Source organism: Streptomyces sp. NBC_00252 (assembly GCF_036187565.1).
Classification (GTDB): Bacteria; Actinomycetota; Actinomycetes; order Streptomycetales; family Streptomycetaceae; genus Streptomyces.
Window position 1 is genome coordinate 2,382,141 of sequence record NZ_CP108087.1, and the last position, 25,814, is coordinate 2,407,954.

At 70.2% G+C, this 25,814-nt stretch carries 25 protein-coding genes; 13 read left to right on the forward strand and 12 right to left on the reverse strand.

The genetic code is table 11. The annotated features are described in order from the left end of the window. The first annotated feature begins 1 nt into the window (after window position 1). The 10 genes from OHT77_RS10330 (at window position 2) to OHT77_RS10375 (ending at window position 9,231) form a co-directional block, all read left to right on the forward strand. Entirely contained in the window at window positions 2-1,699 is a 1,698-nt protein-coding gene (locus OHT77_RS10330) for a nitrite/sulfite reductase (RefSeq protein ID WP_328827891.1), read from the forward strand. Window positions 1,700-1,730: 31 nt separating this feature from the next. After that, window positions 1,731-1,910 (forward strand): hypothetical protein, encoded by a 180-nt coding sequence (locus OHT77_RS10335; protein WP_033281522.1) that lies wholly within the window; start codon window positions 1,731-1,733, stop codon window positions 1,908-1,910. Further along, window positions 1,907-2,617 (forward strand): phosphoadenylyl-sulfate reductase, encoded by a 711-nt coding sequence (locus OHT77_RS10340; RefSeq protein ID WP_328827892.1) that lies wholly within the window; start codon window positions 1,907-1,909, stop codon window positions 2,615-2,617. The genes OHT77_RS10335 and OHT77_RS10340 overlap by 4 nt, the downstream gene beginning before the upstream one ends. A gap of 23 nt (window positions 2,618-2,640) precedes the next feature. Further along, complete coding sequence (cysC, locus tag OHT77_RS10345; RefSeq protein WP_384296155.1) at window positions 2,641-3,177, forward strand: adenylyl-sulfate kinase; 537 nt, start codon at window positions 2,641-2,643, stop codon at window positions 3,175-3,177. Then, window positions 3,174-4,112, forward strand: a complete 939-nt coding sequence (cysD, locus tag OHT77_RS10350; RefSeq protein WP_328827894.1) for a sulfate adenylyltransferase subunit CysD — start codon at window positions 3,174-3,176, stop codon at window positions 4,110-4,112. The genes cysC and cysD overlap by 4 nt, the downstream gene beginning before the upstream one ends. Before the next feature lie 2 nt (window positions 4,113-4,114). Then, window positions 4,115-5,449, forward strand: a complete 1,335-nt coding sequence (locus tag OHT77_RS10355; protein ID WP_328827895.1) for a sulfate adenylyltransferase subunit 1 — start codon at window positions 4,115-4,117, stop codon at window positions 5,447-5,449. A 235-nt stretch (window positions 5,450-5,684) separates the two neighbouring features. Then, window positions 5,685-6,797, forward strand: a complete 1,113-nt coding sequence (locus OHT77_RS10360; RefSeq protein WP_328827898.1) for an aliphatic sulfonate ABC transporter substrate-binding protein — start codon at window positions 5,685-5,687, stop codon at window positions 6,795-6,797. Window positions 6,798-6,834: 37 nt separating this feature from the next. Continuing rightward, window positions 6,835-7,617 carry an ABC transporter ATP-binding protein gene (locus OHT77_RS10365; RefSeq protein ID WP_266776839.1) on the forward strand — a complete coding sequence of 261 codons (783 nt, stop codon included), beginning with the start codon at window positions 6,835-6,837 and terminating at the stop codon, window positions 7,615-7,617. Then, window positions 7,604-8,482, forward strand: a complete 879-nt coding sequence (locus OHT77_RS10370) for an ABC transporter permease (protein WP_328827899.1) — start codon at window positions 7,604-7,606, stop codon at window positions 8,480-8,482. The genes OHT77_RS10365 and OHT77_RS10370 overlap by 14 nt, the downstream gene beginning before the upstream one ends. Before the next feature lie 5 nt (window positions 8,483-8,487). Continuing rightward, the gene (locus OHT77_RS10375; protein ID WP_328827900.1) at window positions 8,488-9,231 is read left to right on the forward strand and encodes a sirohydrochlorin chelatase; all 744 of its coding nucleotides are present in this window, start codon (window positions 8,488-8,490) and stop codon (window positions 9,229-9,231) included. Window positions 9,232-9,450: 219 nt separating this feature from the next. Here the strand turns inward: OHT77_RS10375 and OHT77_RS10380 are convergent, their stop codons facing one another. The 4 genes from OHT77_RS10380 to OHT77_RS10395 form a co-directional block, all read right to left on the reverse strand. Beyond that, window positions 9,451-10,119, reverse strand: coding sequence for a mycothiol-dependent nitroreductase Rv2466c family protein (locus tag OHT77_RS10380; protein ID WP_328827901.1), 669 nt, complete (start codon window positions 10,117-10,119; stop codon window positions 9,451-9,453). Window positions 10,120-10,198: 79 nt separating this feature from the next. Next, complete coding sequence (locus OHT77_RS10385) at window positions 10,199-10,822, reverse strand: TIGR03086 family metal-binding protein (RefSeq protein ID WP_328827902.1); 624 nt, start codon at window positions 10,820-10,822, stop codon at window positions 10,199-10,201. A 24-nt stretch (window positions 10,823-10,846) separates the two neighbouring features. Beyond that, window positions 10,847-11,869, reverse strand: coding sequence for a ketopantoate reductase family protein (locus OHT77_RS10390; RefSeq protein WP_328827903.1), 1,023 nt, complete (start codon window positions 11,867-11,869; stop codon window positions 10,847-10,849). Window positions 11,870-11,919: 50 nt separating this feature from the next. Then, window positions 11,920-12,468: a DUF1697 domain-containing protein gene (locus tag OHT77_RS10395; RefSeq protein WP_328827905.1), complete on the reverse strand. Its 549-nt coding sequence runs from the start codon at window positions 12,466-12,468 to the stop codon at window positions 11,920-11,922. Between the two features lie 412 nt (window positions 12,469-12,880). Here OHT77_RS10395 and OHT77_RS10400 point away from each other — a divergent pair, with 412 nt between their 5' ends. Then, a complete protein-coding gene (locus tag OHT77_RS10400) occupies window positions 12,881-15,127 on the forward strand; it encodes an MMPL family transporter (RefSeq protein ID WP_328827907.1) in 2,247 nt (748 codons plus the stop codon). A gap of 85 nt (window positions 15,128-15,212) precedes the next feature. On the opposite strand, the gene OHT77_RS10405 is transcribed toward OHT77_RS10400, so the two are convergent. Then, a complete protein-coding gene (locus OHT77_RS10405; RefSeq protein ID WP_328827908.1) occupies window positions 15,213-15,974 on the reverse strand; it encodes an SDR family oxidoreductase in 762 nt (253 codons plus the stop codon). Window positions 15,975-16,108: 134 nt separating this feature from the next. Between OHT77_RS10405 and OHT77_RS10410 the strand changes: the two genes are divergently transcribed. After that, window positions 16,109-16,972 carry a helix-turn-helix transcriptional regulator gene (locus OHT77_RS10410; RefSeq protein WP_328827909.1) on the forward strand — a complete coding sequence of 288 codons (864 nt, stop codon included), beginning with the start codon at window positions 16,109-16,111 and terminating at the stop codon, window positions 16,970-16,972. Window positions 16,973-16,993: 21 nt separating this feature from the next. Here the strand turns inward: OHT77_RS10410 and erm are convergent, their stop codons facing one another. The 4 genes from erm to OHT77_RS10430 all read right to left on the reverse strand — a co-directional run bounded on the left by erm (window position 16,994) and on the right by OHT77_RS10430 (window position 21,131). Further along, the gene (gene erm / locus OHT77_RS10415; protein WP_328827911.1) at window positions 16,994-17,773 is read right to left on the reverse strand and encodes an ErmE/ErmH/ErmO/ErmR family 23S rRNA (adenine(2058)-N(6))-methyltransferase; all 780 of its coding nucleotides are present in this window, start codon (window positions 17,771-17,773) and stop codon (window positions 16,994-16,996) included. 312 nt (window positions 17,774-18,085) lie between these two features. After that, a complete protein-coding gene (locus OHT77_RS10420) occupies window positions 18,086-19,366 on the reverse strand; it encodes an ABC transporter substrate-binding protein (RefSeq protein ID WP_328827912.1) in 1,281 nt (426 codons plus the stop codon). Continuing rightward, window positions 19,366-20,199 (reverse strand): carbohydrate ABC transporter permease, encoded by an 834-nt coding sequence (locus OHT77_RS10425; protein WP_328827914.1) that lies wholly within the window; start codon window positions 20,197-20,199, stop codon window positions 19,366-19,368. Before OHT77_RS10425 ends, OHT77_RS10420 begins: the two co-directional genes overlap by 1 nt. Further along, the gene (locus tag OHT77_RS10430; RefSeq protein WP_328827916.1) at window positions 20,196-21,131 is read right to left on the reverse strand and encodes a carbohydrate ABC transporter permease; all 936 of its coding nucleotides are present in this window, start codon (window positions 21,129-21,131) and stop codon (window positions 20,196-20,198) included. The genes OHT77_RS10425 and OHT77_RS10430 overlap by 4 nt, the downstream gene beginning before the upstream one ends. A gap of 171 nt (window positions 21,132-21,302) precedes the next feature. On the opposite strand from OHT77_RS10430, the gene OHT77_RS10435 reads away from it, so the two are divergent. After that, entirely contained in the window at window positions 21,303-22,166 is an 864-nt protein-coding gene (locus tag OHT77_RS10435; protein ID WP_328827917.1) for a phosphotransferase enzyme family protein, read from the forward strand. Window positions 22,167-22,262: 96 nt separating this feature from the next. Here the strand turns inward: OHT77_RS10435 and OHT77_RS10440 are convergent, their stop codons facing one another. The 3 genes from OHT77_RS10440 to OHT77_RS10450 form a co-directional block, all read right to left on the reverse strand. After that, window positions 22,263-22,985 carry a 3'-5' exonuclease gene (locus tag OHT77_RS10440; RefSeq protein ID WP_328827918.1) on the reverse strand — a complete coding sequence of 241 codons (723 nt, stop codon included), beginning with the start codon at window positions 22,983-22,985 and terminating at the stop codon, window positions 22,263-22,265. Window positions 22,986-23,108: 123 nt separating this feature from the next. Beyond that, window positions 23,109-24,350 carry an SAV2148 family HEPN domain-containing protein gene (locus OHT77_RS10445; RefSeq protein ID WP_328827919.1) on the reverse strand — a complete coding sequence of 414 codons (1,242 nt, stop codon included), beginning with the start codon at window positions 24,348-24,350 and terminating at the stop codon, window positions 23,109-23,111. 104 nt (window positions 24,351-24,454) lie between these two features. Further along, a complete protein-coding gene (locus OHT77_RS10450; RefSeq protein WP_328827921.1) occupies window positions 24,455-25,771 on the reverse strand; it encodes a copper amine oxidase in 1,317 nt (438 codons plus the stop codon). Window positions 25,772-25,814 lie beyond the last annotated feature (43 nt).

Below are 25,814 nucleotides of genomic sequence, written 5' to 3' on the forward strand. Positions count from 1 at the left end.
CATGGCCGCCACCCCTGAGAACCCTGCAGCCGCAGCGCCCCGCCGCAAGGTGAGCCGTCACCGCGGTGAGGGTCAGTGGGCAGCCGGACACTTCACCCCGCTCAACGGCAACGAGCAGTTCAAGAAGGACGACGACGGTCTCAATGTGCGGACACGCATTGAGACGATCTACTCCAAGCGCGGGTTCGACTCGATCGACCCGAACGACCTGCGCGGCCGGATGCGCTGGTGGGGGCTGTACACCCAGCGCAAGCCCGGGATCGACGGCGGCAAGACCGCGATCCTGGAGCCGGAGGAGCTGGACGACAAGTACTTCATGCTGCGCGTCCGCATCGACGGCGGCCGACTGACCACGGAGCAGCTCCGGGTGATCGGCGAGATCTCGCAGGAGTTCGCGCGCGGCACGGCCGACCTCACCGACCGGCAGAACGTGCAGTACCACTGGATCCGCATCGAGGACGTGCCCGAGATCTGGAACCGCCTGGAGGCGGTCGGTCTCTCCACCACCGAGGCCTGCGGTGACACGCCCCGCACCATCCTCGGGTCGCCGGTCGCGGGGATCGCCGAGGACGAGATCATCGACGGCAGCCCGGCGATCGACGAGATCCACAGCCGCTACATCGGCACCAAGGAGTTCTCCAACCTGCCGCGCAAGTTCAAGACGGCGATCTCCGGCTCCCCGCTCCTGGACGTGGCCCACGAGATCAACGACATCGCGTTCGTCGGCGTGAACCACCCCGAGCACGGCCCCGGCTTCGACCTGTGGGTCGGCGGCGGTCTGTCCACCAACCCGAAGATCGGCGTCCGGCTCGGCGCCTGGGTCCCGCTGGACGAGGTCCCGGACGTCTGGGCCGGCGTGATCGGCATCTTCCGCGACTACGGCTACCGGCGGCTGCGCACCCGCGCCCGTCTGAAGTTCCTCGTCGCCGACTGGGGCCAGGAGAAGTTCCGCCAGGTCCTGGAGGACGAGTACCTCAAGCGCAAGCTCGTCGACGGCCCCGCCCCCGCGCAGCCGGTCCAGCGCTGGCGCGACCACGTCGGCGTCCACCGCCAGCAGGACGGCCTGTTCTACGTCGGTTTCGCCCCGCGCGTCGGCCGCGTCGACGGCACCACGCTCACGAAGATCGCCGACCTGGCCCAGGCACACGGCTCGGGCCGGCTGCGTACGACGGTCGAGCAGAAGATGATCGTGCTCGACGTCGAGGAGAGCCGGATCGATTCCCTGGTCGAGGGCCTCGAAGCGCTCGGCCTCACCGCGAAGCCCTCCCCCTTCCGGCGCGGCACCATGGCCTGCACCGGCATCGAGTACTGCAAGCTCGCGATCGTCGAGACGAAGCAGCGCGGCATCACGCTCATCGACGAACTCGAGCGCCGCATCCCGGAGTTCGACGAGCCGATCACCATCAACATCAACGGCTGCCCGAACGCCTGCGCCCGTATCCAGGTCGCGGACATCGGTCTCAAGGGCCAGTTGGTCCTCAACGACGCGGGCGAGCAGGTCGAGGGCTTCCAGGTGCACCTGGGCGGCGCGCTCGGTCTGGAGGCCGGCTTCGGCCGCAAGGTCCGTGGCCTGAAGGTCACTTCGGAGGAACTGCCCGACTACGTCGAGCGCGTCCTCACCCGGTTCCAGGAGCAGCGCGAGGACGGCGAACGCTTCGCCGCCTGGGCCACCCGCGCCTCCGAGGAGGCACTGTCGTGAGCGGCAGCGAACGACAGCGAAAGGAGGAGCCATGAGCGAGCGGGCCGCCCCCTTCTACTGCCCCTACTGCGGTGACGAGGACCTGCGTCCCAGCGAGCAGGGCCATGGCGCATGGGAATGCGCGGCATGCAATCGGGCCTTTCAGCTGAAGTTCCTCGGGCTCCTCGCCCGGGGCCTTCGGCAGACCGACGCAGGGGGAGACGAAATATGACGACGACTCAGAAAGCGCGCCCCACCGACGACTTGAAAGCCCTGGCCGAGCAGGCCGGCCGCGACCTGGAGAACGCCTCCGCGCTGGAGATCCTCCAGTGGGCGGTCGCGACCTTCGGCAAGCAGTTCTGCGTGACCTCCTCGATGGAGGACGCGGTGGTCGCCCACCTCGCCTCCCGCGCGATGCCCGGCGTCGACGTGGTGTTCCTCGACACCGGCTACCACTTCCCGGAGACCATCGGCACCCGCGACGCGGTCGAGGCGGTGATGGACGTCAACGTCATCACGCTCACCCCGCGCCAGACCGTCGCCGAGCAGGACGCCGAGTACGGCCCCCGACTGCACGACCGCGACCCGGACTTGTGCTGCAAGCTCCGCAAGGTCCAGCCGCTGGAGCAGGGCCTGACCAAGTACGCGGCCTGGGCGACCGGACTGCGCCGCGACGAGTCCCCGACCCGGGCGAAGACCCCGGTCGTCGGCTGGGACGAGAAGCGGCGGAAGGTCAAGGTCTCCCCCATCGCCCGCTGGACCCAGGACGACGTGGACGCCTACGTCGCCGAACACGGCGTCCTCACCAACCCGTTGCTGATGGACGGCTACGCGTCCGTCGGCTGCGCGCCCTGCACCCGCCGGGTGCTGGAGGGCGAGGACGCGCGCGCCGGCCGCTGGGCGGGCCGCGGCAAGACCGAGTGCGGGCTGCACGAATGACCATCAGCGACAAGGAGTTGCACGTGACGACCGGAGCCACCGTCTGGCTCACGGGTCTGCCGAGCGCCGGCAAGACCACCATCGCGTACGAGCTGGCAGGCCGGCTGCGCGAGGAGGGCCGCCTCGTCGAGGTGCTCGACGGCGACGAGATCCGCGAGTTCATCTCGGCGGGCCTCGGCTTCTCCCGCGAGGACCGGCACACCAACGTGCAGCGCATCGGCTTCCTCGCCGAACTGCTCGCCCGCAACGGTGTGTTGGCGCTCGTCCCGGTCATCGCGCCGTACACCGACAGCCGCGAGGCCGTCCGCAAGCGGCACCAGGAGAGCGGCGCCGCCTACGTCGAGGTGCATGTGGCGACCCCGGTCGACGTGTGCTCCGTACGCGATGTGAAGGGTCTCTACGCCAAGCAGGCCGCCGGTGAACTGACCGGGCTCACCGGGGTCGACGACCCGTACGAGGAGCCCGAGTCGCCGGACCTGCGGATCGAGTCGCAGCACCAGACCGTGCAGGAGTCGGCGGCGGCCGTCCACGCGCTGCTCACCGAGAGGGGACTGGCATGACGACGACCGTTGCCACGGCCGACGAGGGTACGGACACGCCGTACGCCCTCTCGCACCTGGACGCTCTCGAGTCCGAGGCGGTGCACATCTTCCGTGAGGTGGCGGGCGAGTTCGAGCGGCCGGTGATCCTCTTCTCCGGCGGCAAGGACTCGATCGTCATGCTGCACCTGGCGTTGAAGGCGTTCGCGCCGGCGCCGGTGCCGTTCTCACTCCTCCATGTGGACACCGGACACAACTTCCCCGAGGTCCTTGAGTACCGCGACCGTGTGGTGGCCGCACATGGGCTGCGCCTCCATGTGGCCTCCGTACAGGACTACATCGACCGCGGTGTGCTGCGCGAACGCCCCGACGGGACCCGCAACCCCCTGCAGACCGTGCCGCTGACCGAGAAGATCCAGGCCGAGCGCTTCGACGCCGTCTTCGGCGGCGGACGGCGCGACGAGGAGAAGGCCCGCGCCAAGGAACGCGTGTTCAGCCTCCGCGACGAGTTCTCCCAGTGGGACCCGCGCAGGCAGCGCCCCGAGCTGTGGAACCTCTACAACGGACGCCACGCACCCGGCGAACACGTCCGCGTCTTCCCGCTCTCCAACTGGACCGAACTGGACGTCTGGCAGTACATCGCCCGCGAAGGCATCGAGCTGCCGCAGATCTACTTCGCGCACGAGCGTGAGGTGTTCAGCCGCGCCGGGATGTGGCTGACCGCCGGCGAGTGGGGCGGGCCGAAGGAGACCGAGACGGTCGAGAAGCGGCTCGTGCGGTACCGGACCGTGGGCGACATGTCGTGCACGGGTGCCGTCGACTCGGACGCGGTGACGCTGGAGCAGGTCATCACCGAGATCGCCGCCTCCCGGCTGACCGAGCGGGGCGCGACGCGGGCCGACGACAAGCTGTCCGAGGCCGCGATGGAAGACCGCAAGCGCGAGGGGTACTTCTAACCATGAGCACCATCACGACCGAGGAACTCTCGGCCACCACGCTGCTGCGGTTCGCCACGGCGGGCTCCGTCGACGACGGCAAGTCCACCCTCGTGGGACGGCTGCTGCACGACTCCAAGTCGGTCCTCACCGACCAGCTGGAGGCCGTGCAGCGCGTGTCGGCCGACCGCGGCCAGGACGCCCCCGACCTCGCGCTGCTCACCGACGGCCTGCGCGCCGAGCGCGAGCAGGGCATCACGATCGACGTGGCGTACCGCTACTTCGCCACGCCCCGGCGCCGGTTCATCCTCGCCGACACGCCCGGTCACGTGCAGTACACCCGCAACATGGTGACGGGTGCCTCCACGGCCGAGCTGACGGTGGTCCTGGTCGACGCGCGCAACGGTGTGGTCGAGCAGACCCGGCGGCACGCCGCGATCGCCGCGCTGCTGCGCGTCCCGCATGTCGTCCTCGCGGTCAACAAGATGGACCTGGTCGAGTACAAGGAATCCGTGTTCGCCGCGATAGCCGAGGAATTCACGGCGTACGCGAGCGAGTTGGGCGTCCCGGAGATCACCGCGATCCCCATCTCGGCGCTGGCCGGCGACAACGTCGTGGAACCCTCCGCCAACATGGACTGGTACGGCGGGCCGACCTTCCTTGAGCACCTGGAGTCGGTGCCGGTCGCCCACGACCTGAGCCACTGCCACGCGCGGCTGCCCGTGCAGTACGTGATCCGGCCGCAGAACGCGGAGCACCCGGACTATCGCGGGTACGCCGGTCAGATCGCCGCCGGCACCTTCCGCGTCGGTGAGTCCGTGACGGTGCTGCCGTCCGGGCGGGCCACGAAGATCTTCGGCATCGACCTGCTCGGCAAGGCGGTGCGGACCGCGTGGACCACGCAGTCGGTGACCCTCCTGCTGGAGGACGACATCGACATCTCGCGCGGCGACCTCATCGTGCCCAGCAAGGACGCCCCGGCGACCACGCAGGACATCGAGGCGACGGTCTGCCATGTCGCCGACGCGCCGCTGACCGTCGGCCACCGGGTGCTCCTCAAGCACGGCACCCGCACGGTCAAGGCGATCGTCAAGGACATCCCGTCCCGGCTCACGCTCGACGACCTGTCCCTGCACCCGCATCCGGGACAGCTCGTCGCCAACGACATCGGCCGCGTGAAGATCCGCACCGCGGAGCCGCTGCCGGTCGACTCGTACGCGGACTCGCGCCGCACGGGCTCCTTCATCCTGATCGACCCGGCGGACGGTACGACGCTCACGGCCGGCATGGTCGGCGAGTCGTTCGCGGCGCCGGAGCCGGTCAAGGACGGTACGGACGACGACGGTTGGGACTTCTGACATGACGTCCATCGACTTCTACTCCACGTTCGCGAAGGAGGGCGGCCGCGTCGGCAGCGGCGCCCTCGGCAGCGGGCAGGGCGGGGTGGCGCGATGTGCGCGCTGACGTACGCGCACTGCCTGCGCGCCCTGTCCCCCCACCCGACGTCCCGGACGCGACGAAAACGAAGACCTGCCGACCTCCCGGCCACGACCTGAGACCGTGACCGCCGGGCCAACGAGAGGAACACCTCCCGTGCCTGCCACCAGCTCGACCCATCTGCGTCGCGGCATAGCCGTGTTCGCCGCGCTCCCTCTGCTCACCCTCGCCGCCTGCGGTTACGGGTCGGACTCCAAGAGCACCAACTCCAAGGAGAAGGTGGCCGCGGGGTCCTCGAAGATCGAGGGCCTCGCCTCCGTGAAGATCGGCTACTTCGGGAACCTGACCCACGCGACCGCGCTGGTCGGCCGTGAACAGGGCCTGTTCCAGAAGGAGTTGGGCGCCACCAAGGCGGACTACGCGACCTTCAACGCGGGCCCCTCCGAGATCGAGGCGCTCAACTCGGGCTCCATCGACATCGGTTGGATCGGCCCCTCCCCCGCGATCAACGGCTACACCAAGTCCGACGGCAAGAGCCTGAAGATCATCGGTGGGTCGGCGTCGGGCGGTGTGAAGTTGGTCGTCAACCCGAAGAAGATCAAGTCCCTGAAGGACGTCAAGGGCAAGAAGATCGCGACGCCTCAGCTGGGCAACACGCAGGACGTGGCGTTCCTCAACTGGATCGCGGACCAGGGCTGGAAGGTCGACGCGCAGAGCGGCAAGGGCGATGTGACCGTCGTCCGCACCGACAACAAGATCACCCCGGACGCCTTCAAGTCCGGTTCGATCGACGGCGCCTGGGTGCCGGAGCCGACCGCGTCGAAGCTGGTCGCCGAGGGCGGCAAGACGATCCTGGACGAGTCGACGCTGTGGCCCGACAAGAAGTTCGTGATCACGAACATCATCGTGTCGCAGAAGTTCCTCAAGGCGCACCCGAAGGTCGTCGAGGCCGTCCTGAAGGGCTCGGTCGCGGCCAACAAGTGGATCAACGCCAACCCGACGGAGGCGAAGGCCGCGGCGAACAAGCAGCTGGAGGCCGACTCCGGCAAGGCGCTGCCCGCCAACATCCTCGACCCGGCGTGGAGTTCGATCCAGTTCACCAACGACCCGCTGGCCGCCACCCTCACCACCGAGGCCGACCACGCGGTCAAGGCCGGCCTGCTGGAGAAGCCTGACCTGAAGGGCATCTACGACCTGACGCTCCTCAACAAGGTCCTCAAGGCCGACGGTGACAGCGCCGTCGACGCCGCCGGCCTCGGCACGAGCTGACCGAGGGATCCCGATGACTTCCCAGGAGGTGACGACCATGGCCACGACCCTCGCCAAGGAGACCACCGCGTCGGTCGAGCACGCGGCACGCCTTGAGCATGTCTCGAAGTCCTTCGCGACGCCGGGCGGGCAGCAGCTCGTCCTGGACGACATCAGCATCGATGTCGCGCCGGGCGAGTTCGTCACCCTCCTGGGGGCCTCGGGCTGCGGCAAGTCCACTCTGCTGAACCTGGTGGCGGGCCTCGACAAGCCCACCGCCGGGTCCATCGCGACGGACGGCCGCCCCGCGCTGATGTTCCAGGAGCACGCCCTGTTCCCCTGGCTCACCGCGGGCAAGAACATCGAACTCGCCCTGAAACTCAGGGGAGTTCCGAAGGAGGAGCGGCGCGGCAGGACCGAGGAGCTGCTCGACCTGGTCCGGCTGCCTGGCGCGTACGGCAAGCGGGTGCACGAGCTGTCGGGCGGTATGCGCCAGCGCGTCGCCATGGCCCGCGCGCTCGCCCAGGAGAGCCGCATCCTGCTGATGGACGAGCCGTTCGCGGCGCTCGACGCCATCACGCGGGACGTGCTGCACGACGAACTCACCCGTATCTGGGGCGAGACGGGCCTGTCCGTCCTGTTCGTCACGCACAATGTGCGCGAGGCGGTGCGGCTCGCCCAGCGGGTGATCCTGCTGTCCTCGCGGCCCGGCCGGATCGCCCGCGAGTGGACGGTCGACATCCCGCAGCCGCGCCGTATCGAGGACGCGCCCGTGGCCGAACTGTCCCTTGAGATCACCGATGTACTGCGTGGGGAGATCCGCCGTCATGGCCAGCACTGAGACGACGACGGTCAAGGACGGCGGCAGCGTCGAAGCCGGCCTGGACGCACTGGAGTTCACGGCCACCGGCCGGCCGAGCCTGCGGCAGACCTTCGTCAGCAAGATCTTCCCGCCGATCGTCGCGATCGCGGTGGTCCTCGTGGTCTGGGCGATCCTGACCCCGATCGTCGACGACCCGACGAAGCTGCCCTCGCTGAGTTCGGTGGGCGGCGAGTTCAAGGACGCCTGGCTGAAGGGCGATCTGATCGGCTACGTCTGGACCAGCGTCTCGCGCGGTCTGCTGGGCTTCTTCTTCGCGCTGCTGATCGGCACCCCGCTGGGGCTGCTGGTGGCACGGGTGAAGTTCGTGCGCGCGGCGATCGGCCCGATCCTGTCCGGTCTCCAGTCGCTGCCGTCGGTGGCGTGGGTGCCGCCGGCCGTGATCTGGCTGGGTCTGAACAACTCGATGATGTACACGGTCATCCTGCTCGGCGCGGTCCCCTCGATCGCCAACGGCCTGGTGTCCGGCGTGGACCAGGTGCCGCCGCTGTTCCTGCGGGCGGGCCGCACGATGGGCGCGACCGGCCTCCAGGGCGTCTGGCACGTCACCCTGCCGGCGGCGCTCCCCGGCTATGTGGCGGGCCTCAAGCAGGGCTGGGCGTTCTCGTGGCGCTCGCTGATGGCGGCGGAGATCATCGCGAGCTTCCCCGATCTCGGTGTGGGCCTGGGCCAGTTGCTGGAGAACGCCCGCACCAACAGCGACATGGCCGGGGTCTTCGAGGCCATCATCCTGATCCTGTTCGTCGGTATCGCCATCGACCTGCTGATCTTCAGCCCGCTGGAGCGGTGGGTGCTGCGCAGCCGCGGTCTGCTGGTGAAGAGCTGAGTCCCATGTACTACAGGAAGCCGGTCCTCCTCGTCATCGCCCACGGCAGCCGCGATCCGCGGCACGCCGCGACCGTCCACGCCCTGGTGCGCCGGATACGGTCACGGCGGCCCGGGCTGCGCGTGGAGACCGGCTTCCTGGACTTCAACATCCCCTCGGTACAAGGGGTGTTGGAGTCCCTCGCGGCGGAGGGCGTCCAAGACGTCGTGGCGCTCCCGCTGCTCCTGACCCGCGCGTTCCACGCGAAGGCGGACATCCCCGCGGTCCTGCGGGACGCGCCGCCACAGCTGCGGATCAGGCAGGCCGAGGTGCTGGGCCCCTCGCCCCTGTTGCTGCGCGCCCTCGAACGGCGTCTCCACGAGGCCGGGTTGACGCCCGCCGACAAGTCCACGACCGGGATCGTGCTGGCCTCTGCGGGGTCCACCGACCCGGAGGCGATCGCGGTGATCGACGGCCTGGCGCGGGAGTGGCGACACACCGGCTGGCGCGCCGTACGACCCGCCTTCGCCTCGGCGGCACTCCCCCGCACCGAGGACGCGGTCCGCGAACTCCGCTCCCTGGGCTGCGAACGCGTCGCCGTCGCACCGTACGTCCTCGCCCCCGGCTTCCTGCCCGACCGCATCGCGCGGGGCGCGGCGGAGGCGGACGTCCTCGCCGAGGTGCTGGGTCCTGCTCCGGAGGTGGCGCGGGTGGTGCTGGAGCGCTACGACACGGCCCTGGCACCGGCATTGGCGGCTCTCGGGGCGTAACACGCGTCCCAAGGCGGGGTGTTGGCCGTAGGGCATGCGGAAAGCCGTCCGGTTTCCGGCACTCCCCTGTGATGTCGGACCCCGGACGACCGTCCGCGCGGCGCCCCCCGGTCGGCAAGTGCCTTTACGGGGGGCCGCTTTCTGTACTGCGTCACGTCCGGCGTTCTTGTCACACCTCCGTCACTCCGGGTCAGTCCGTGTCGGTCCGAGGCGGCACGGTCAGTCGAAGGACAGGCCTCCGGTGCGCGTCCGCTTCAGTTCGAAGAAGTCGGGGTTGGTGGCCAACACCCGGAAGCTGTCGAAGAGTTCGGCCGCCTTCGGGCCGCGCGGGATGGCTCGGAGCACGGGTCCGAACCACACCGTTCCGTCGACGTGCAGGGTCGGTGTCCCCACGTAGCCGCCGGACTCCTCCTCCACGCCCGCCTGGTGGCTGCGGCGCACGGCGTCGTCCCAGGACGGATCGTGGGCGGCGGCGGCCAGGTCGGCGGGGAGGCCGAGTTCGGCGAGGGACTCGGTGATCACGGCGGGGAGGCCGAGTTCGGCGAGGGACTCGGTGATCACGGCGTCGAAGTCGTCGTGGCGCCGCTCGTGGATGCGCTCGCCGAAGGCGGTGTAGAGGTCGCGCAGGATCTTGTCGCCCTGCTGTTCCGCGGCGGCCACCGCGACGCGCACCGGGCCGATCGACTTGTCGACCAACTCCCGGTACCAGTCGGGGAGTTCGTTGCCCGTGTTGTGGAGGTAGAGGCTCATCGCGTGGAAGCGGAGGTCGAGCGGGCGCTCGCGCTCGACCTCCAGCAGCCAGCGGGAGGTGATCCAGGCGAAGGGGCAGGCGGGGTCGAAGTAGAAGTCGACCCGGACGGGGGTGGCGTGGCCGCTGTCTTGGCTCATACCGGAGACGTTAGCCGCGCGGTGGCCTGAAAGAACGACCCAATGTGCGGGATTCTCAGTGGTCCACTTCGCCGGGTCTTCAGTGGTCCGCCGCGCTCATGGCCTGTTGCTCCGGGTTCCGTCCGCTGGCCGCGAGGGCGCGGTCGAAGACGGGGGCGTCGGCCGGTACGGGGACCGGGTCGGCGAAGCCGTCGTACTGGCGGTAGAGCTCGGCGTGCTTCTCGACCACGGCGAGGACGAGCCGGGCGGCGCCGTCCGAGACGCGGTAGTGCTGGCCGGTGGCGGTGGCGACGTCCCAGCCGTGCACCGCCAGCTCCTTGATGATCATCGAGGCGATCTCGTCGGCGGGCATCTTCGCCATGCCGAGGTCGACCTCGCCCTCCCAGACCGCCGGGTCGGCCCAGGCGGCGACGGCCCGGTCCAGCTGGGCGGCGTAGGCCTGCGCCCAGTCCGGATCGGCGGTGAAGTCGCGCGTGGTCAGCTCCTCGGGGAGCTGGGTGCGCAGGGCGCGGTGCTCCAGGCCGTGCGAGGTGTAGAGGACCCAGTGGTTGACCATCGCGCGGACGTCCCAGTCGGGGCAGTGCGTGGGGTCGTCGAGGCGGTCCGCGCCGACACCGCGGGCGACACGGGCCGCCTCGGCGGCGCATTCGGTCATGTACGGGTACAGGTCGTTCAGCTGCGGGTTCAGGTCGTCGTTGCTCATGCCCCCACGCTAGGGAGGGCGCTCTCAGGACTCTTGAACAAACGCGACAGCCTCGTCGGCGAGCCGGATCAGCTCGTCGAGCGGCAGCGAGCCGGCCGGCCTGTGCTCGCGCGCGAAGGTGTTCGCGAGCCGTTGCAGCAGGTCGTTGAGCGGGGTCGGTACGCCGTGCAGGCGCCCCAGCAGCGCGATCTCGCCGTTGAGGTAGTCGGCCTCGATGGTGCCGGTGCCCCGGTTCAGCGACTGCCAGGAGGAGCCGCCGCGGCGCGGGGCGCCGTCGATCTCCACGAGCCGGATCTTGTCGCCGCGCAGCGCCTTCTCCTCCTCGGTGCTCGCCCAGTCGATCCCGGCCGCGTCGAGCACGGCAGCGCCCTCGGCCCGCACCCGCGCGTAGAACGCGAGGTGGTCCTCGGTGTCGAGCACTTCCACGACCGCTTCCAGGGCGTTGCCGAGATTGCTGAGCAGCTTGGCGTACTGCCAGCGCGCGACGTCCGGTACGACCGGTGCCTCGAACCTCGACTTCTCCAGGTCGGCGGCGATCAGCCGGGCGGTCGCGTCCGTGCCGTGCGGGTAGCGGCCGAGGTGGAGCATGCCGGTGAGGGGGGTGCCCTCGGCGGAGACGACACCCGGTTCGACGAAGGTCGAGGGCAGCCAGACGCAGACGGCGTACACCCGCCGGAAGCGGCGCAGCGCGAGGCGCGGGCTCTCCACGCCGTTCTGCGCGCAGACGACCGGCAGCCGCTCGGCGGCCGTACCGCCCCCGGCGACCGGTGCCGGGCCCCAGGCCGCGAGCGCGCTCTCGACGTCCTGTGTCTTGACGGTCAGCACGAGGACGTCGTCGGCCCTCAACTCGTCCAGTTCCGCGGGCTCTTCGACGACCGGCAGCCGGTACGTCGACTCGCCGTCCGGCACCTTGAGCCGCAGCCCGTGCTCGGTCAGCGCCGCCCGCTGCGCGCCCCGCGCGACCAGGACGACCTCGTGTCCCGCCCCGGCCAGCCGGCCACCGATGGCCCCGCCGACCGCCCCTGCTCCGATGATGATGTAGCGCATGCGACGAGCCTCGCACAGCGTGGATCTCTCCTTCCACGCCGGGCGGACGCTCAACCGGCCGTCATCTCCACGAGTTTGACGACGGTGTTCCAGTTGCGGCTCGTCGCGACGACCCCTTTGCTGAGGCGCGGCCGGGAGAGTTCCGCGGCGAGCTTGGAGCGGCCGAGGCCGTCGGGGGCGTAGAGGTACAGGGCGCGGTCCCCGAGGCGGAACTCCTCGGGGAGGAAGGCGGCCTGGTCGAGTCCGGCGAAGCGGTCGTCCGCGAGCGGCACCGAGTAGTAGGTGACGTGGAGCTGCTTGCCCTCCAACTCGGCTGCCGGGAAGGGGCAGTCGGCGACGATCGCCGCCAGGTAGGCGTGGTCGCGGACGACGACGCCGACCGTGAAGCCGAACCGCTCCTCGATCGCCCGCGCGATGTCCGCCGCGAGGGACTCCTCGTCGCCGTGGCCGCTGGTGAACACGGCCTGGCCGCTCTGGAGGTAGGTGCGGACGCCGTCGAGTCCGAGGCCTTCGAGGAGCGTGCGCAGGTCGGCCATCGGGAGCTTCTTGTTGCCGCCCACGTTGATCCCGCGCAGGAGCGCCGCATACGTCGTCGTCATCCGGACACCATAAAGCGGCCTTCGTGCCCCGTGGGGGTGGGCACGACGGCCGCTTCAGGACTGCGGGTGCGCGGAAACTCTCGCGGATGAGGTGGGCCGGGATCAACACGTACAGGCACACCGACGGCCGGCTGTGACTTGTTCAACAACGTTTCGTAATGACAAAGCGGGTCCGGGCCGACGGATCGGACACCGCTCTCCTCTCCCACCCTGATCACCACCCCCGAGCCCGCCGGGTAGATGTAAGGGGCCGCCGTCCTCCCCAGTGCGGAGGGCCCGGGGTCCGTCGGGAGGAGCAGGGCGCCCGGTACTTCACCGGTGAGCACGAGGGGACGTTCTTATTCCGCGCATACCTTCGAACCATGAGGTGGCGGCAGGGGGCTGGCACCGTGCGCAAGGGGGCAAGCCCGTCATGGGGAACGGAGATTCGCGGGTACGGGGGCTCGCCGCCCGGGCCGGCGGCTGGAGCGCCCGGCACCGCTGGGCCGCGGTCGGCATCTGGGTGCTGTTCGTGGTGCTGTCGATGGGGATCGGCTCGGCCGCCGGCCGCGTCGACGTCAACGAGAGCGACCAGCTGAAGGGCGAGACCCACACCGCCGCGACGATCATCGACGACGCGGGGATCAAGGAACCGTCCAGTGAGACCGTCCTGATCCAGTCGAAGGACGCGTCGGTCACGTCCACGGACAGCGAGTTCCGCACCGCGGTCACCGCCGTGGTCAAGGCCGTCGAGGGGACCGGCCGGGTCACGGACGTGTCGTCCCCGTACGACACGCGGACCATCTCGAAGGACGGCCGCAGCGCGCTCGTCCAGTTCGACATGCGCGGCGACGCGGACACCGCCGGTGACCGGGTGGCGCCGGTGCTGAAGGCCGTCGCCGGGGTGCAGAAGGACCACGGCTCGCTGCGGATCGAGGAGATCGGCGGCGCCAGCATGGCGAAGCAGTACGACGACGCCTTCGGCAACGACTTCCAGAAGGCCGAGTACTCCGCCGTGCCCGTCGCCTTCGGCATCCTGCTGATCGCCTTCGGCGCGCTGGTCGCGGCGCTGCTGCCGGTGGCCCTGGCCATCACGGCGATCATCGCGACGATGGGTCTGATGGGCCTCGTCAGCCATGTGCAGCCGATGAGCGACACCGCCAACTCCGTGATGCTGCTGGTGGGGTTGGCCGTCGGTGTCGACTACTGCCTGTTCTATCTGCGCCGCGAACGCGAGGAGCGCGAGGCCGGCCGTGACGCCGGGGCCGCGCTGCGCATCGCCGCCGCGACCAGTGGCCGCGCGATCATCGTCTCCGGTGTCACGGTGTGCGTGGCGATGGCGGGCATGCTGTTCACCGGGCTCGCCGAGTTCGAGGCGATGGGCCTGGCCTCGCTGATGGTCGTCGCGGTCGCCATGGTCGGCTCGGTGACCGTACTGCCCGCGCTGCTCTCGCTGTTGGGCGAGCGGGTCGAGAAGGGCCGCATCCCGTTCCTGCGCCGGCGCAGCCGCCGGGGCAACGGGGAGAGCCGGTTCTGGACCGCCGTCCTCAGGGGCGTGCTCGCCCGGCCCCTCGTCTCCGTGCTCGTCGCGACCGGCGCGCTGCTCGCGATCGCCGCTCCCGCGATCGGCATGAAGACCCAGAACCTCACCCTGGACCAGGAGTTCGGCAACTCCCTCCCGATCGTGGGGACTTACAACCGCGTCAACGACGCCTTCCCCGGCGGCTCGGAACCCGCCGAGGTGGTCGTCAAGGCGAAGGACATCAACGCACCCGATGTGAAGCAGGCGTTGGCCGACTTCAAGGCGCAGGCGGTCAGTTCGGGCGCCTCGCGCGGCCCGGTCGACATCAAGCTGCACGACGCGCAGAACGTCGCCTTCGTCTACGTCCCGCTCGTCGGCGGCTCCGACCAGGACAAGGCGGCCAAGAGCCTGGAGAAACTGCGCGACGACGTACGGCCCGCCACCCTCGGCAAGGTCGACGGCGTACAGGCACCGATCACCGGGAACGTCGCGGGATCGAAGGACTTCAACGACCAGCTCCTGGGCTCCGTCGTCCCGGTGTTCGCCTTCGTGGTGGTCTTCGCCTTCCTGCTGATGCTGCTCTCGTTCCGCTCGCTGACGGTCGCGATCACCTCGATCGCCCTCAACCTCCTGTCCGTGGGCGCCGCTTACGGCATCCTCGTCGCCGTCTTCCAGCACGGCTGGGGCGCCTCGCTGGTGGGCGCGGAGGGGGTCGGCGCGATCGTCACCTGGCTGCCGCTGTTCCTCTTCGTGATCCTGTTCGGCCTGTCGATGGACTACCACGTGTTCGTCGTCTCCCGGATCCGCGAGGCGCGGCTGCGCGGCCGTACGACACAGGAGGCGATCCAGCACGGGGTGGTCACCACGGCCGGTGTCGTCACCAGTGCCGCGGTCATCATGGTCGCCGTGTTCGCGATCTTCGGCACGCTGTCCATGCAGTCCATGAAGCAGATGGGCGTCGGCCTCGCGGCGGCGGTCCTCATCGACGCCACGGTCATCCGGGGTGTCCTGCTCCCCGCGGTGATGGCCCTGCTCGGCGAGCGCAACTGGTACCTCCCGAAGTGGCTCCACCGCCTCCCCGACCTCACGCACGACGAGTCGCCGGAGGAGTTCACACCGCCCGCGGTGACGGACGAGGGCGAGCCCGTGCGGGTGTAACTCCCGCTGGCCAAGGGCCTGTTGCTGCGTCCTGAAAGGTCCGCCGAGTCCCTCGACTCGGCGGACCTTCGGCATGTGCGGGGCGTCAGCCCTCGCGGCCGGGGAGCATGGACAGAGCCCGGGAGCGCTGTGCGACGAGGTCGTCGTAGGTGCCGTCGCGCTCGGCCCAGCGGTGCATGAGGACGCCCTTCACGAGGACCTCGTGCGGGGTGGGGTTCTCCGAGAGCAGCTGCATGACCTCGCCGGCGAAGTCGTCGAGGGGCAGCGCGTGCGGGTTCACCTTCTCCTGGCCCGCCGTGGCGACGGCCGGGGGGATGAGCTCGACGACGTCGACACCGGAGCCGTCGAGCTGCGCCCGCAGGGCCTCCGAGTAGGCGTGCACCCCGGCCTTCGAGGCGGCGTAGGCGGGCATGGGCGGGAACGGCAGGAAGGCGATCCCGGAGGTGACGGTGATGACGGTGCCGGCACCCCGCCCGACCAGGTGGGGAGTGAAGGCGTCGACGACCCGGATGGTGCCGAGCAGGTTGGTGTCGATCGTCGTCTCCGCCGCCGCGAAGTGCGCGGGGTCGCGCAGGTCCTCAAGGATCATGACCCCCGACATGGTCACCACGGTGTCCAGCTCGGGGTGGCGGGCGAGCACGGCGCCACGGGCCGCCGCGACGGAGGCACCGTCCGTGACATCGATACGGAATGTGCCGAACCCCTCCCCGGCGAGTTCCGAGAGTGCCTCCGGGCTACGGCCGCCGACGGCGACGGTGCTGCCCGCCGCGGCGAACCGGCGGGCCAGCTCCCGTCCGATGCCCGAGGTTCCACCGACGACGAGAACGGTGCGGTTGGAGAGATCCATGGGATCTTCCCTTCAGTCGAGAGCGCGTTGTCACCGCAGTCTCGGCGGCCTGCGGCCGGTGTGGCAGGGCCCCCGTCCTCCCTGGTCCTGACAGGGCCCCCGCTGCATCACGCGCACCGGATTACGGTGAAGGCATGAAGGACGAGGAATCCGGCAACCGACTCGGCAGCTACCTCCGTGCCCGGCGCGAGCTGGTCTCCCCCGCGCAGGCGGGCATTCCGTCCGGCGGCAACCGCCGCGTGCCCGGGCTGCGCCGTGAGGAGGTCGCCCTGCTCGCGGGAATCAGTCCCGACTACTACCTGCGCCTGGAGCGGGGCCGCGACAAGAACCCCTCGCCCCAGGTGCTCGAGTCACTCGCGCGGGTCCTGCGGCTCGACGACATCGAGCGGACGTATCTGCTCGGCCTCGCCGCGACACGGCCCAGGGCGCCGCGCCGGATGCGGCCGGAGCACGTGCCGGCGCGGGTGCACGAGCTGCTCGCCCATCTGCAGATCCCCGCGTTCGTCGAGGGGCGCGCCTTCGACGTCCTGGCCTCCAACCCCATGGCCGTCGCGCTCTCGCCCCGGCTGCGGCCGGGCCAGAACCGGCTGCGTTCCCTTCTCCTCGATCCCGAGGAACAGGCCTTCCAGCAGGACTGGACGAGAGCCACCGCCGATTTCGTGGCCGCGCTGCGCACCACCATCGGCGACGACACCGACAACCCCCGGTTCGTCGAACTCGTCGGCGAACTCGCGCTGTCCAGCCAGCGGTTCCGCACCCTGTGGGCCCGCCACGACGTCCGCGGTCTCGACGGCGGCACGACCACGGTGCACCACCCCGTCGTCGGTGAACTCCGCCTCCACCGCGACAAGCTCCCCGTCGACGACGTCATCCTCGTCGTCTACTACCCCGACAAGAACAGCGACAGCGACGAGAAGCTACGGCTCCTCGCCGCCCTCTCCCACCCCGAGCCCGCGGACACCACGCCGGACGGACCGGCGGACGCCCACCACGCCTGACGTCACATCCCGCCCTCTTTTCTACGACGACAGCTCCTGGTGCAGCCGCAGCCAGTGGTCCGGGGGCACCTCGCCCACCAGGACGCGCTGGTCGAGCCTCGCCGCACGGAACGCGGCGTCCACGCGTCGTCTCGGGTGAGCCCGGCGCAGCGAGGCGTGCAGGGAGCCGCCGACGCCCGAGAAACCCAGCTCGACCAGCTTCCGCCAGTCGTGCAGCGCGGCCGGTTCGAGCAGCGGGGTGCGGCGCCGTTCGATCCGTACGACCCCGGCGTCGACGCGCGGCACGGGACTGAACCTCCGCCGGTCGATCCGGCCCACCAGCCGCCAGTCGTGGCACGGCCAACTGCGGACCGTCAGGAGGGTCCAACTGCCGTAGTCCCCGGTGCGTTTGCGGGCGTACTCGAGCTGGGTGAGGAGGGTGGCGTCGGTGAGGGCTGTGGCGCGCAGGCACCAGTCGACGATGTCGGCGGTACGGGAGAAGGGCACGTTTCCGGCTACGGCGAACGGGGTGCGCGGGGGCCGGGTGTCCAGGAAGTCCCCGGCGATCACCCGCACTTGGGGTGTGGCGCGGAAGCGGGTGCGGAGCTTCGGGACGAGACGGGGGTCGATCTCGTGGGCGTGGAGTTCGTGGCAGCGGGGGGCGAGTCTCGCGGTCAACGCGCCTTTACCTGCCCCTACTTCGAGGAGGAGCGGTACCTGTCGACCGTGCGGGACGGCCAGGCGGGCGACGTGTTCGGCGGTGGCGCGGTCGGCGAGGAAGTTCTGCGAGAGCGCGCGGGAAATGCGGGCAGGGCGGGCCATGGCCTGCGGTCCTTGTCTTCCGTGAAGGGCATACGGGCAGACGAAGGCCCTGACCGGAGGACGGCGCGGAACCGCGGACCGTCAGTGGCGGTCGGCGGGGGTGGTGGCGCGGGGTGTCAGCGGGCGTGCGCGCCCGGGCCGGTCAAGGCACCGGGGCTGCGGCGGATACGGATCGCATGCGTGCAGCTCCGGTCGGGACCGGAGTTCGTGATCGCGTTCGCGGCGGACATGGGATCACGGTAGGAGGCCGGGTAGGGGCGGGGCAACGGGGTTTTGTGGACAGGAACGCCGGCCGGGGAAGGGGGTACACCGTCAGCGTTGGTATCTCGCCAGGACCAAGTTGCCGTCCTTCTCCAGGCGTTGGCGTAGTTCGGTGAGGGTGATCGCTCCGCTGTAGTACTCCTGGAAGGCCGGGGTGGCGACCTTGTCCTTCCACTCGGGATAGCCGCGTACCGACTGGGCGGGGGCCGGGACGAGGTCGTCGGCCAGGGCGGTGCCGGTGGACCAGTCGTTCTTGGTGGTCTGCAGGGCCGGGGACTTGAGGGCCTGCGTGGCGGTGGGGAGCATCCAGTCGCCGAGGGCCAGGCGGACCATGTTCTTGGGCTGGAGGAGGAAGGCGATGAACTCGGCGGCCTCCTTCTTGTGCGGGCTGTCCTGGGCGATGGACAGTGTCTGCGGGCTGACGCCCTGGGTGAGGCCGTCGGCGCCGGCCGGGGCGGGCAGGACCTGCCAGTCGAAGCCCTTGGGGGCCTGCTGCACGATCTGCTGGCGGTAGGAGAAGCCGAGCGGGATCATCGCGTACTTGCCGCCGAAGAAGCCGGGCAGCGTGTCCGAGCCGCCGCTGCCGAGGGTGGTGGGTGAGGCGCTGTGGTCGGTGTCGGCCTGGTCGCGGATGGTGCGGGGGACGACCTGGTCGGCCTGGTCGAAGCGGACGGTCACCTTGCCGTCCTTGCCCCGGTGGAACATCTCGCCGCCCGCCGACAGGGACAGGTTGAGCGTGGCGGACACCGGTTCCTTGAGCGGCCAGGCCACGCCGTACGTGCCGTTGCCGCTGAGCCGCCGGGTGATGTCCCTGAACTCGGTCCAGGTCCACGGGTGTTCGGGGGTCGGGATGCGTACGTGCGCCTTCTTCAGCCAGGTGGCGTTGGCGACGATCACCCGGGGCTCCTGGAGGAACGGGACGCCGTAGACGCCGTTCCCGAAGGTCGCCGTGTCCCAACTGCGCTGCGGGATCTCCGACGTGAGGCGGGCGGGGAGCAGGTCGCGGAGGTCGGCGAGGTAGCCGCCGTAGGCGAAGTCCGCGAGGTCGTCGGAGGCGTCGTGGATGATGTCGGGGGCCTCGCCGCCCTCGAAGGAGGTGAGGAGCTGGTCGTGGACGCTGTCCCAACTGCCCTGTACGTACTCGACCTTGATGTCGGGATGGGTGGCGTTCCACTCCTTCACCAGTTCCTTGTTGGCGGTGACGGACTCGTCCTGCCAGGCCAGGGACTGGAAGCGGAGGGTGATCCGGCCGTGCGCGGAGGTGCTTCCGCCGCCGGTGCAGCCGCTGAGGAGCAGGGTCAGGGCGAGGGCGAGGATCCAGCGGGTGCGCATCAGCTCTTCACCGCCCCGGTCAACATGCCGCCGGTGATGCGGCGTTGGATGAGCGCGAAGACGATGAGCGAGGGCAGGGTCGCGAGGAACGCGGCGGCGGCCAGCGGGCCGAGGTCGGCGACGCCCTCCGCGCCGATGAAGTGGGTGAGGACGACCGGGAGGGTCTGTTTCTCCGGGGTCTTGAGCAGGACCAGGGCGAAGAAGAACTCGTTCCACGCGGTGACGAACGCGAACAGTGCCGTCGCCACGATGCCCGGCGCGAGCAGGGGCGCCGTGACCGACACCAGCGTCCGCAGCTTTCCCGCGCCGTCGACGGCCGCCGCCTCCTCCAACTCCGGTGGTACCGCCCGGACATAGCCGACGAGCATCCACAGCGCGAACGGCAGCGACCACACCACGTAGACCAGGACGAGTCCGGCCAGGGAGTCGATCAGCCGCAGGTTCTTCAGCACCAGGAAGAGCGGGATGATCACCAGCACGAACGGGAACGCCTGGCTGACCACCACCCACCCGGTCGCGGCCCGCGCGAGCAGGGTGCGGCGCCGGGCCATCACCCACGCCATCGGGGTCGCGATCACCACGGCGATCAGCGCGGCCCCGAGCGCGGCCAGCAGGGAGTTCAACGCGGCGTGCAGCAGCGGCTGTTCGCCGAAGGCCTGGCGGAAGTTGTCGAGCGTGGGGTGGCGGGGGATCCAGGTGGGATGCAGACTGCCCAGCTCGCGCGGGGACTTGAAGGCGGTGGAGATCAGCCAGAGGAGCGGGAAGCCGAGGAAGACGAGATAGGCGACCAGGGCGGCGTACTGTCCGGCGCGGGCTCCGGTGCTGGTCCTCATGACGCGTCCTCTCCCCTGATACGGCCCACGAGGAAGACGGCGAGGAGCACCGAGATCACCGCGACCATCACGCATCCCATCGCCGCCGCGTAGCCGAACTGGCCGTAGCGGAAGGCCTCTTCGTAGGCGAAGAGCATGGGCAGCCGGGTGCGGCCGCCGGGTCCGCCGTTGGTCAGGACGTAGACCAGGGCGAACGAGTTGAAGTTCCAGATCAGGTTGAGCGCCGTGATCGCCAGCGCCACGGGTCTGAGGGCGGGCCAGGTGACCGTGCGGAAGCGGCGCCAGGCTCCGGCGCCGTCGACCGCCGCGGCCTCGTGGAGTTCGCGCGGGGTGTTCTGGAGTCCGGCGAGGAGGGCGACCGTGGTCTGGGGCATGCCGGCCCAGATGCCGACGACGATCACGGCGGGCAGCGCGGTCGTCAGACTGCTCAGCCAGTCGCGGCCGTTGCCGAGGCCGAGGTCGTGCAGGGTCTCGTTGAGGATGCCCGCGTCCGGGTTGTAGACGATGCGCCACATGATGCCGACGACGACCTCGGGCATCGCCCACGGGACGATCGCCAGCGCCCGCGCGAGCCAGCGCAGCCGCAGATCCTGGTTGAGGAGCAGGGCGAGACCGAGGGCGAGCAGGAACTGCGGCACGGTCACGCCGACCGCCCACACCAGGCCGATCCGGAACGACTCCCAGAACAGCGAGTCGTGCAGCAGGTCCCGGAAGTTGAGACCGCCGATCCACTGGGTGGGCGCGGTGCGGCCCGACTGGGAGTCGGTGAAGGCCAGCAGGACGCCGTAGAGGAGGGGGCCGACGCTGAGCACGAGGATCGGGATCAGGGCGGGTAACACCAGGAACCAGGCCGCGTGGTCGGGAGCGCCTCGCCGGCGGTCCCGGCTCGGGGCGCGGCTCGTCGGCCTCCTCGCCTCCGTCACCGATGTCATGGAATCAGCCCCTTTGCGCGGCCCGGTCGGGCCCCGTCATGGTCGTGAACACGTCGTACCGCGTCAAGGCACCTCGCACGCCGTCCCACCTGTACGAATGCGACACTGGCCGTCGGATGGCGGGAACCCGACGCCGTCCGCACACGCACAGGGACCACACGGAGGCGGACGATGGACGAGGCACGGGCCCGGGACGTACTGGCCGCGGCGGACGTACTGCCCGGCGCGGCGCGGGACGCCCAGCTCCTGGCCCTCGGCGAGAACGCGGTGTTCGCCGCGGGTGACCTGGTCGTCAAGGTGGGGCGCGACGCCGAACTCCTCGACCGGGCGCGGCGTGAGCTGGATGTCGCGCTGTGGCTTGCCGAGTCGGGTGTGCCCGCGGTGCGGGCCGCGGAGCCGGAGGCGCGGCTGGTCGACGGGCACCCCGTGACGGTGTGGCACCGGTTGGCCGATTCCGTACGTCCCGCCGACGCCCGGGATCTGGCCGAACTGCTACGCCTCGTCCACGCGCTCCCCGCCCCCTCGTTCGGTCTTCCGCCGCGTGAGTTGCTGGGCGGTGTGGAGCGGTGGCTGCGGCTCGCGGGGGACGCGATCGATCCGGCCGACGCCGCGTATCTGCGGGAGCGGCGGGACGGGTTCGCGGCGGCCGCGGCCGCGCTCACGCCGCGTTTGACGCCGGGGCCGATTCACGGGGACGCGTTGCCCCGGAATGTGCATGTCGGGCCGGACGGGCCGGTGTTGGTCGATCTGGAGACCTTCTCCTCGGATCTGCGTGAGCACGACCTTGTGGTGATGGCTCTCTCGCGGGACCGGTACGCGTATCCGGCTCGGGCCTATGACTCGTTCGTCGAGGCGTACGGATGGGATGTGCGGGAGTGGGACGGGTGCGGGGTGCTGCGTGGGGCTCGGGAGACGGCCAGTTGCGCCTGGGTCGCTCAGCATGCGCCGAGCAACCCTGAGGCGCTGGTTGAGTTTCGGCGGCGGGTGGGGTCGTTGCGGGACGGGGATGAGACGGTGCGGTGGTTTCCGTTCTGAGCGCCTGGTGAACGGGGGCTGATTCGGATCGGGCGGCCGCGGGTTCGTTGTGGCTGTTCGCGCCGTTCCCCGTGCCCCTTTCGGGGCGCCTCCGCGTCAGACCGTCTCGTCTGCCGGCTCACGCAGGGGCCACGTGCCGTCCACCACCGCGGCCTGGTCGCCCTTGCGGCGCAGGAAGCTCTGGAAGTCGGCTGCCCATTCCGCGTACCACTCGATCTGGCGGCGGTGGAGGTCCGCGGGGCCGAGGGCGGCGACCTTGGGGTGGCGGTCGGCTATCGCGCCGGCCAGGCGGGCGGCGGCGAGGGCGTCGGCCGAGGCGTCATGGGCGGAGTCGAGGACCACGCCGTACTCCTGGCAGACCGCTTCGAGGTTGCGCTTGCCGCGGCGGTAGCGGTCGACGGAGCGGTCGATCGTGTACGGGTCGATGACCGGCGCGGGGTCGGTGCCGCCCAACCGGTCGCGCAGGGACGGCAGTCCGTGCCGGCGCAGCTCCGCGGAGAGCAGGGTGAGGTCGAAGGCCGCGTTGTACGCGACGACCGGGACGCCCGTCTTCCAGTACGTCACGAGGACGTCGGCGATCGCGTCGGCGACCTGGTCGGCGGGGCGGCCCTCGGTGGTCGCCCGTTCGTTCGTGATGCCGTGCACCGCGACGGCGTCCGCCGGGATCTCGACGCCCGGATCGGCCAGCCACTCCTTGCGGCCTATCGGGCGTCCGCCCCTGACCTCGATGACCGCGCCCGTGACGATGCGCGCCTCGCGCGGCTCGGTCCCCGTCGTCTCCAGGTCGAAGCCGATGAGCAGCTCCTGGTGCCAGGCCATGACGGCCCCCCTTCTCGGTGGTGCTTTCCCCCAGTGGTCTCCACGATCGCACGAGCCACTGACAATCCGATGACCGCGTTCCGCTTACCGCCGGAGCGGACCCGGGCGCGGCCCTGGGACAGGTCAGGACACCGGTCGCGAATCCGCCCACATCTGCTCGAACTCATCGCGGTAGGTGGGGAAAAGTGCGCTGTCATCCATTTCGTCCGACTTGACCAGTCGGCTGCCGTTCCGCAGCACCAGCACCGGCGCCTCCATGCCGCGGCTGCGGCGCAGATAGGACTGCACGACGGCGATGCCGTCCGAGCCGTCGCCGTCGACGAGGTACGCCGTGAAGCGGGGCGTCTCGTCGAAGACCTGGATCTCGAAGGCGTCCGGGTCGCGCAGCCGGGAGCGGACCCGCCGCATGTGCAGGATGTTCATCTCGACCGCGCGACTCAACTCACCTCGTTTGATGCCGAGTTCGCGCTCGCGCCGCTTCACCGCGCTGGACGCGGGGTTGAGGAAGAGAAGCCGTACCCGGCAGCCCGACTCGGCGAGCCGGACCAGGCGGCGGCCGGAGAAGTTCTGCACGAGGAGGTTGAGGCCGATGCCGATGGCGTCGACGCGGCGGGCCCCGCCGAAGATGTCCTCGGCCGGGAACTGCCGCATCAGGCGCACCCGGTCGGGGTGCACGGCGACCACGTCGGCGAAGCGGTCGCCGATGAGCTCCTCGACGGCGTCGACGGGCAGCCGGCGCGCCGAGGGCACGTCGCTGCCGGCGCCGAGGGTCTCCAGGAGTTTCGCGGAGGCCCGCTCGGCCTGGTTGAGGACGGCCTCGGACAGGGCGCGGTTGCGGGAGACGACGTTGCGGGTCACCTCCAGCTCGTCCAGGGCGAGTTCGACGTCACGGCGCTCGTCGAAGTACGGCTCGAAGCACGGCCAGTGCTGCACCATCAGCTCGCGCAGCTGCGGCAGGGTCAGGAAGCTGAGGACGTTGTCGTCGGCCGGGTCGAGCAAGTAGCCCTTGCGGCGGCTGACTTCGCGGACGGCGACCGCGCGCTGCACCCACTCCTGTCCGGCCGGTCCGGCCGCGGCGACCACCCACTCGTCGCCGTGGACGGGTTCGTAGATGGGACGCAGAACAGCGGCCACGACCGCGCGCAGCCGCTGTTCGACGAGGTTCAGCCAGATGTAGGCGCGGCCGGCTCGCTGGGCGCGCGTACGCACCTCGCGCCAGGCGTCGGCGTCCCAGTCCAGCTCCGGACCGATGGAACCAGCCGCGTCCATCGGACGTGCCAGGGACACCGCGCCGGGCGGGACTTCTGCGGAGTTCCCCTCGTGACCCTCGTCACCAGGGGGCAACTCCAGCCCTCCCGAGCCCACCCGTGCACCGCCTTCCGCTCCCCCGAGCTCTCCCCAGTCTCAACGATCAAGGAAGGGTACTCCGGGACCGGTCGGCGGTGCAGCCGGATGGACAGGGTCGTTTCTCAACTTCCGCCGATCACATTGCCGTTCTGGTCGGCGAGCGCGGCCGGAGTGAGCGGATTCATGGCGGTGACGTCGCGCGGGGCGATGGAGAATCCCTGCCAGTGGACCGGCATCGGCTGCTGGTCCTCGTCGCGGGCGATGTGGTGGAAGCCGACGTTCACCCAGACCACGGGCTGGGTGAGGGTCTGTCCGTTGACCCACTTGTCGACCTGCTTCGGGTGCCCCGCACCGCAGTTGGGCAGGTTGTCGCTGGCGAACTGCTCGCACTTGTTGTACTGGGTGAAGTACACGTCGTGCTGGGTGAAGCTGCGGCCCGGGTACTTGGTGGTGGGGCCGGGGACTATCTCGTAGGACCGGGCGTGGTTGTCCTTGTTCTTGCCGGTCGCGCTGACGATGCGCCACCAGCGCATGTTCTTGGCGTCGCCCGCGAGTTCCTTGGTGACCTTGGTCAACGTGGTCTTGTTCGTTGGGGTGTTGGCGCCGTGCGTGGTGACGGCGGAGTCGTACTGCTCGACGCGGCCCTTGGAGGAGCCGTCGAGCGCGAAGTCCAACTTCCAGAAGACGTCGTGCTGGTGGCTCGTCGCGTACGCCTTGGCGCCCTTGCCGAGCGGCCAGCCGCGGCCGTCGCCCGCGTCGTAGTCGTACGGCGAAAGGCTGCCGGTGGCACCGACGTTCATGTTGATGGTGCCGTCGTCCTGGAAGCGCCACTCGGTGATGTACTCGTACCAGCCGACCTGGTTGACCGTGTAGACGAGGAAGTCCTTGCCCTGGGTCTGGAAGACCTTGTTGGCGCTGTCGCCCTGCATGCGGAAGGCGTGGCCGCGCGAACGGGTCGTCGTACAGAGGCCCTTGACGTTCGGGTGGGCCGGGTCCATGGCGTCGGGGACCTTGACGGTCTTGATGGTGCCGCCGGGACACTCGCCGGGCGCCATGTTCATCAGGCCCGTGCCGAAGCCGTACTGGGTGAGGTCGCTGTACTCGTTCTTGCCGTCGTCGTACGGGACGTGGATCTGGGCGAGCTTGGCGTCGGCGAGCACCTTGATGGGCGTGGCCTGGCCGGGCGGCTGGTAGGAGATGTTCTCCAGGACGAGGCCGGCCTCGCGCTCGTAGTGCCAGCACATCCGCCAGGTGGTGCCGGTGGAGAGCTTCTGCTCGATGGTGAAGGCGGCGCTGCAGCCGGGGGCGGCGGCGCTCGGGGCGGCCTTCGGCTGGGCGACGGCAGGTCCCGCGCCCGCGGTGGCACCGGCGGCCAGGGCGGCGACCGCGAGAGCGACGGCTCCCCGCCTGCGGGCACGGCTGATTCTGTTCACGCGCATGAAGAGGTGACTCCCTTACAGGAGAAGCAAGTTGGGTGGACGG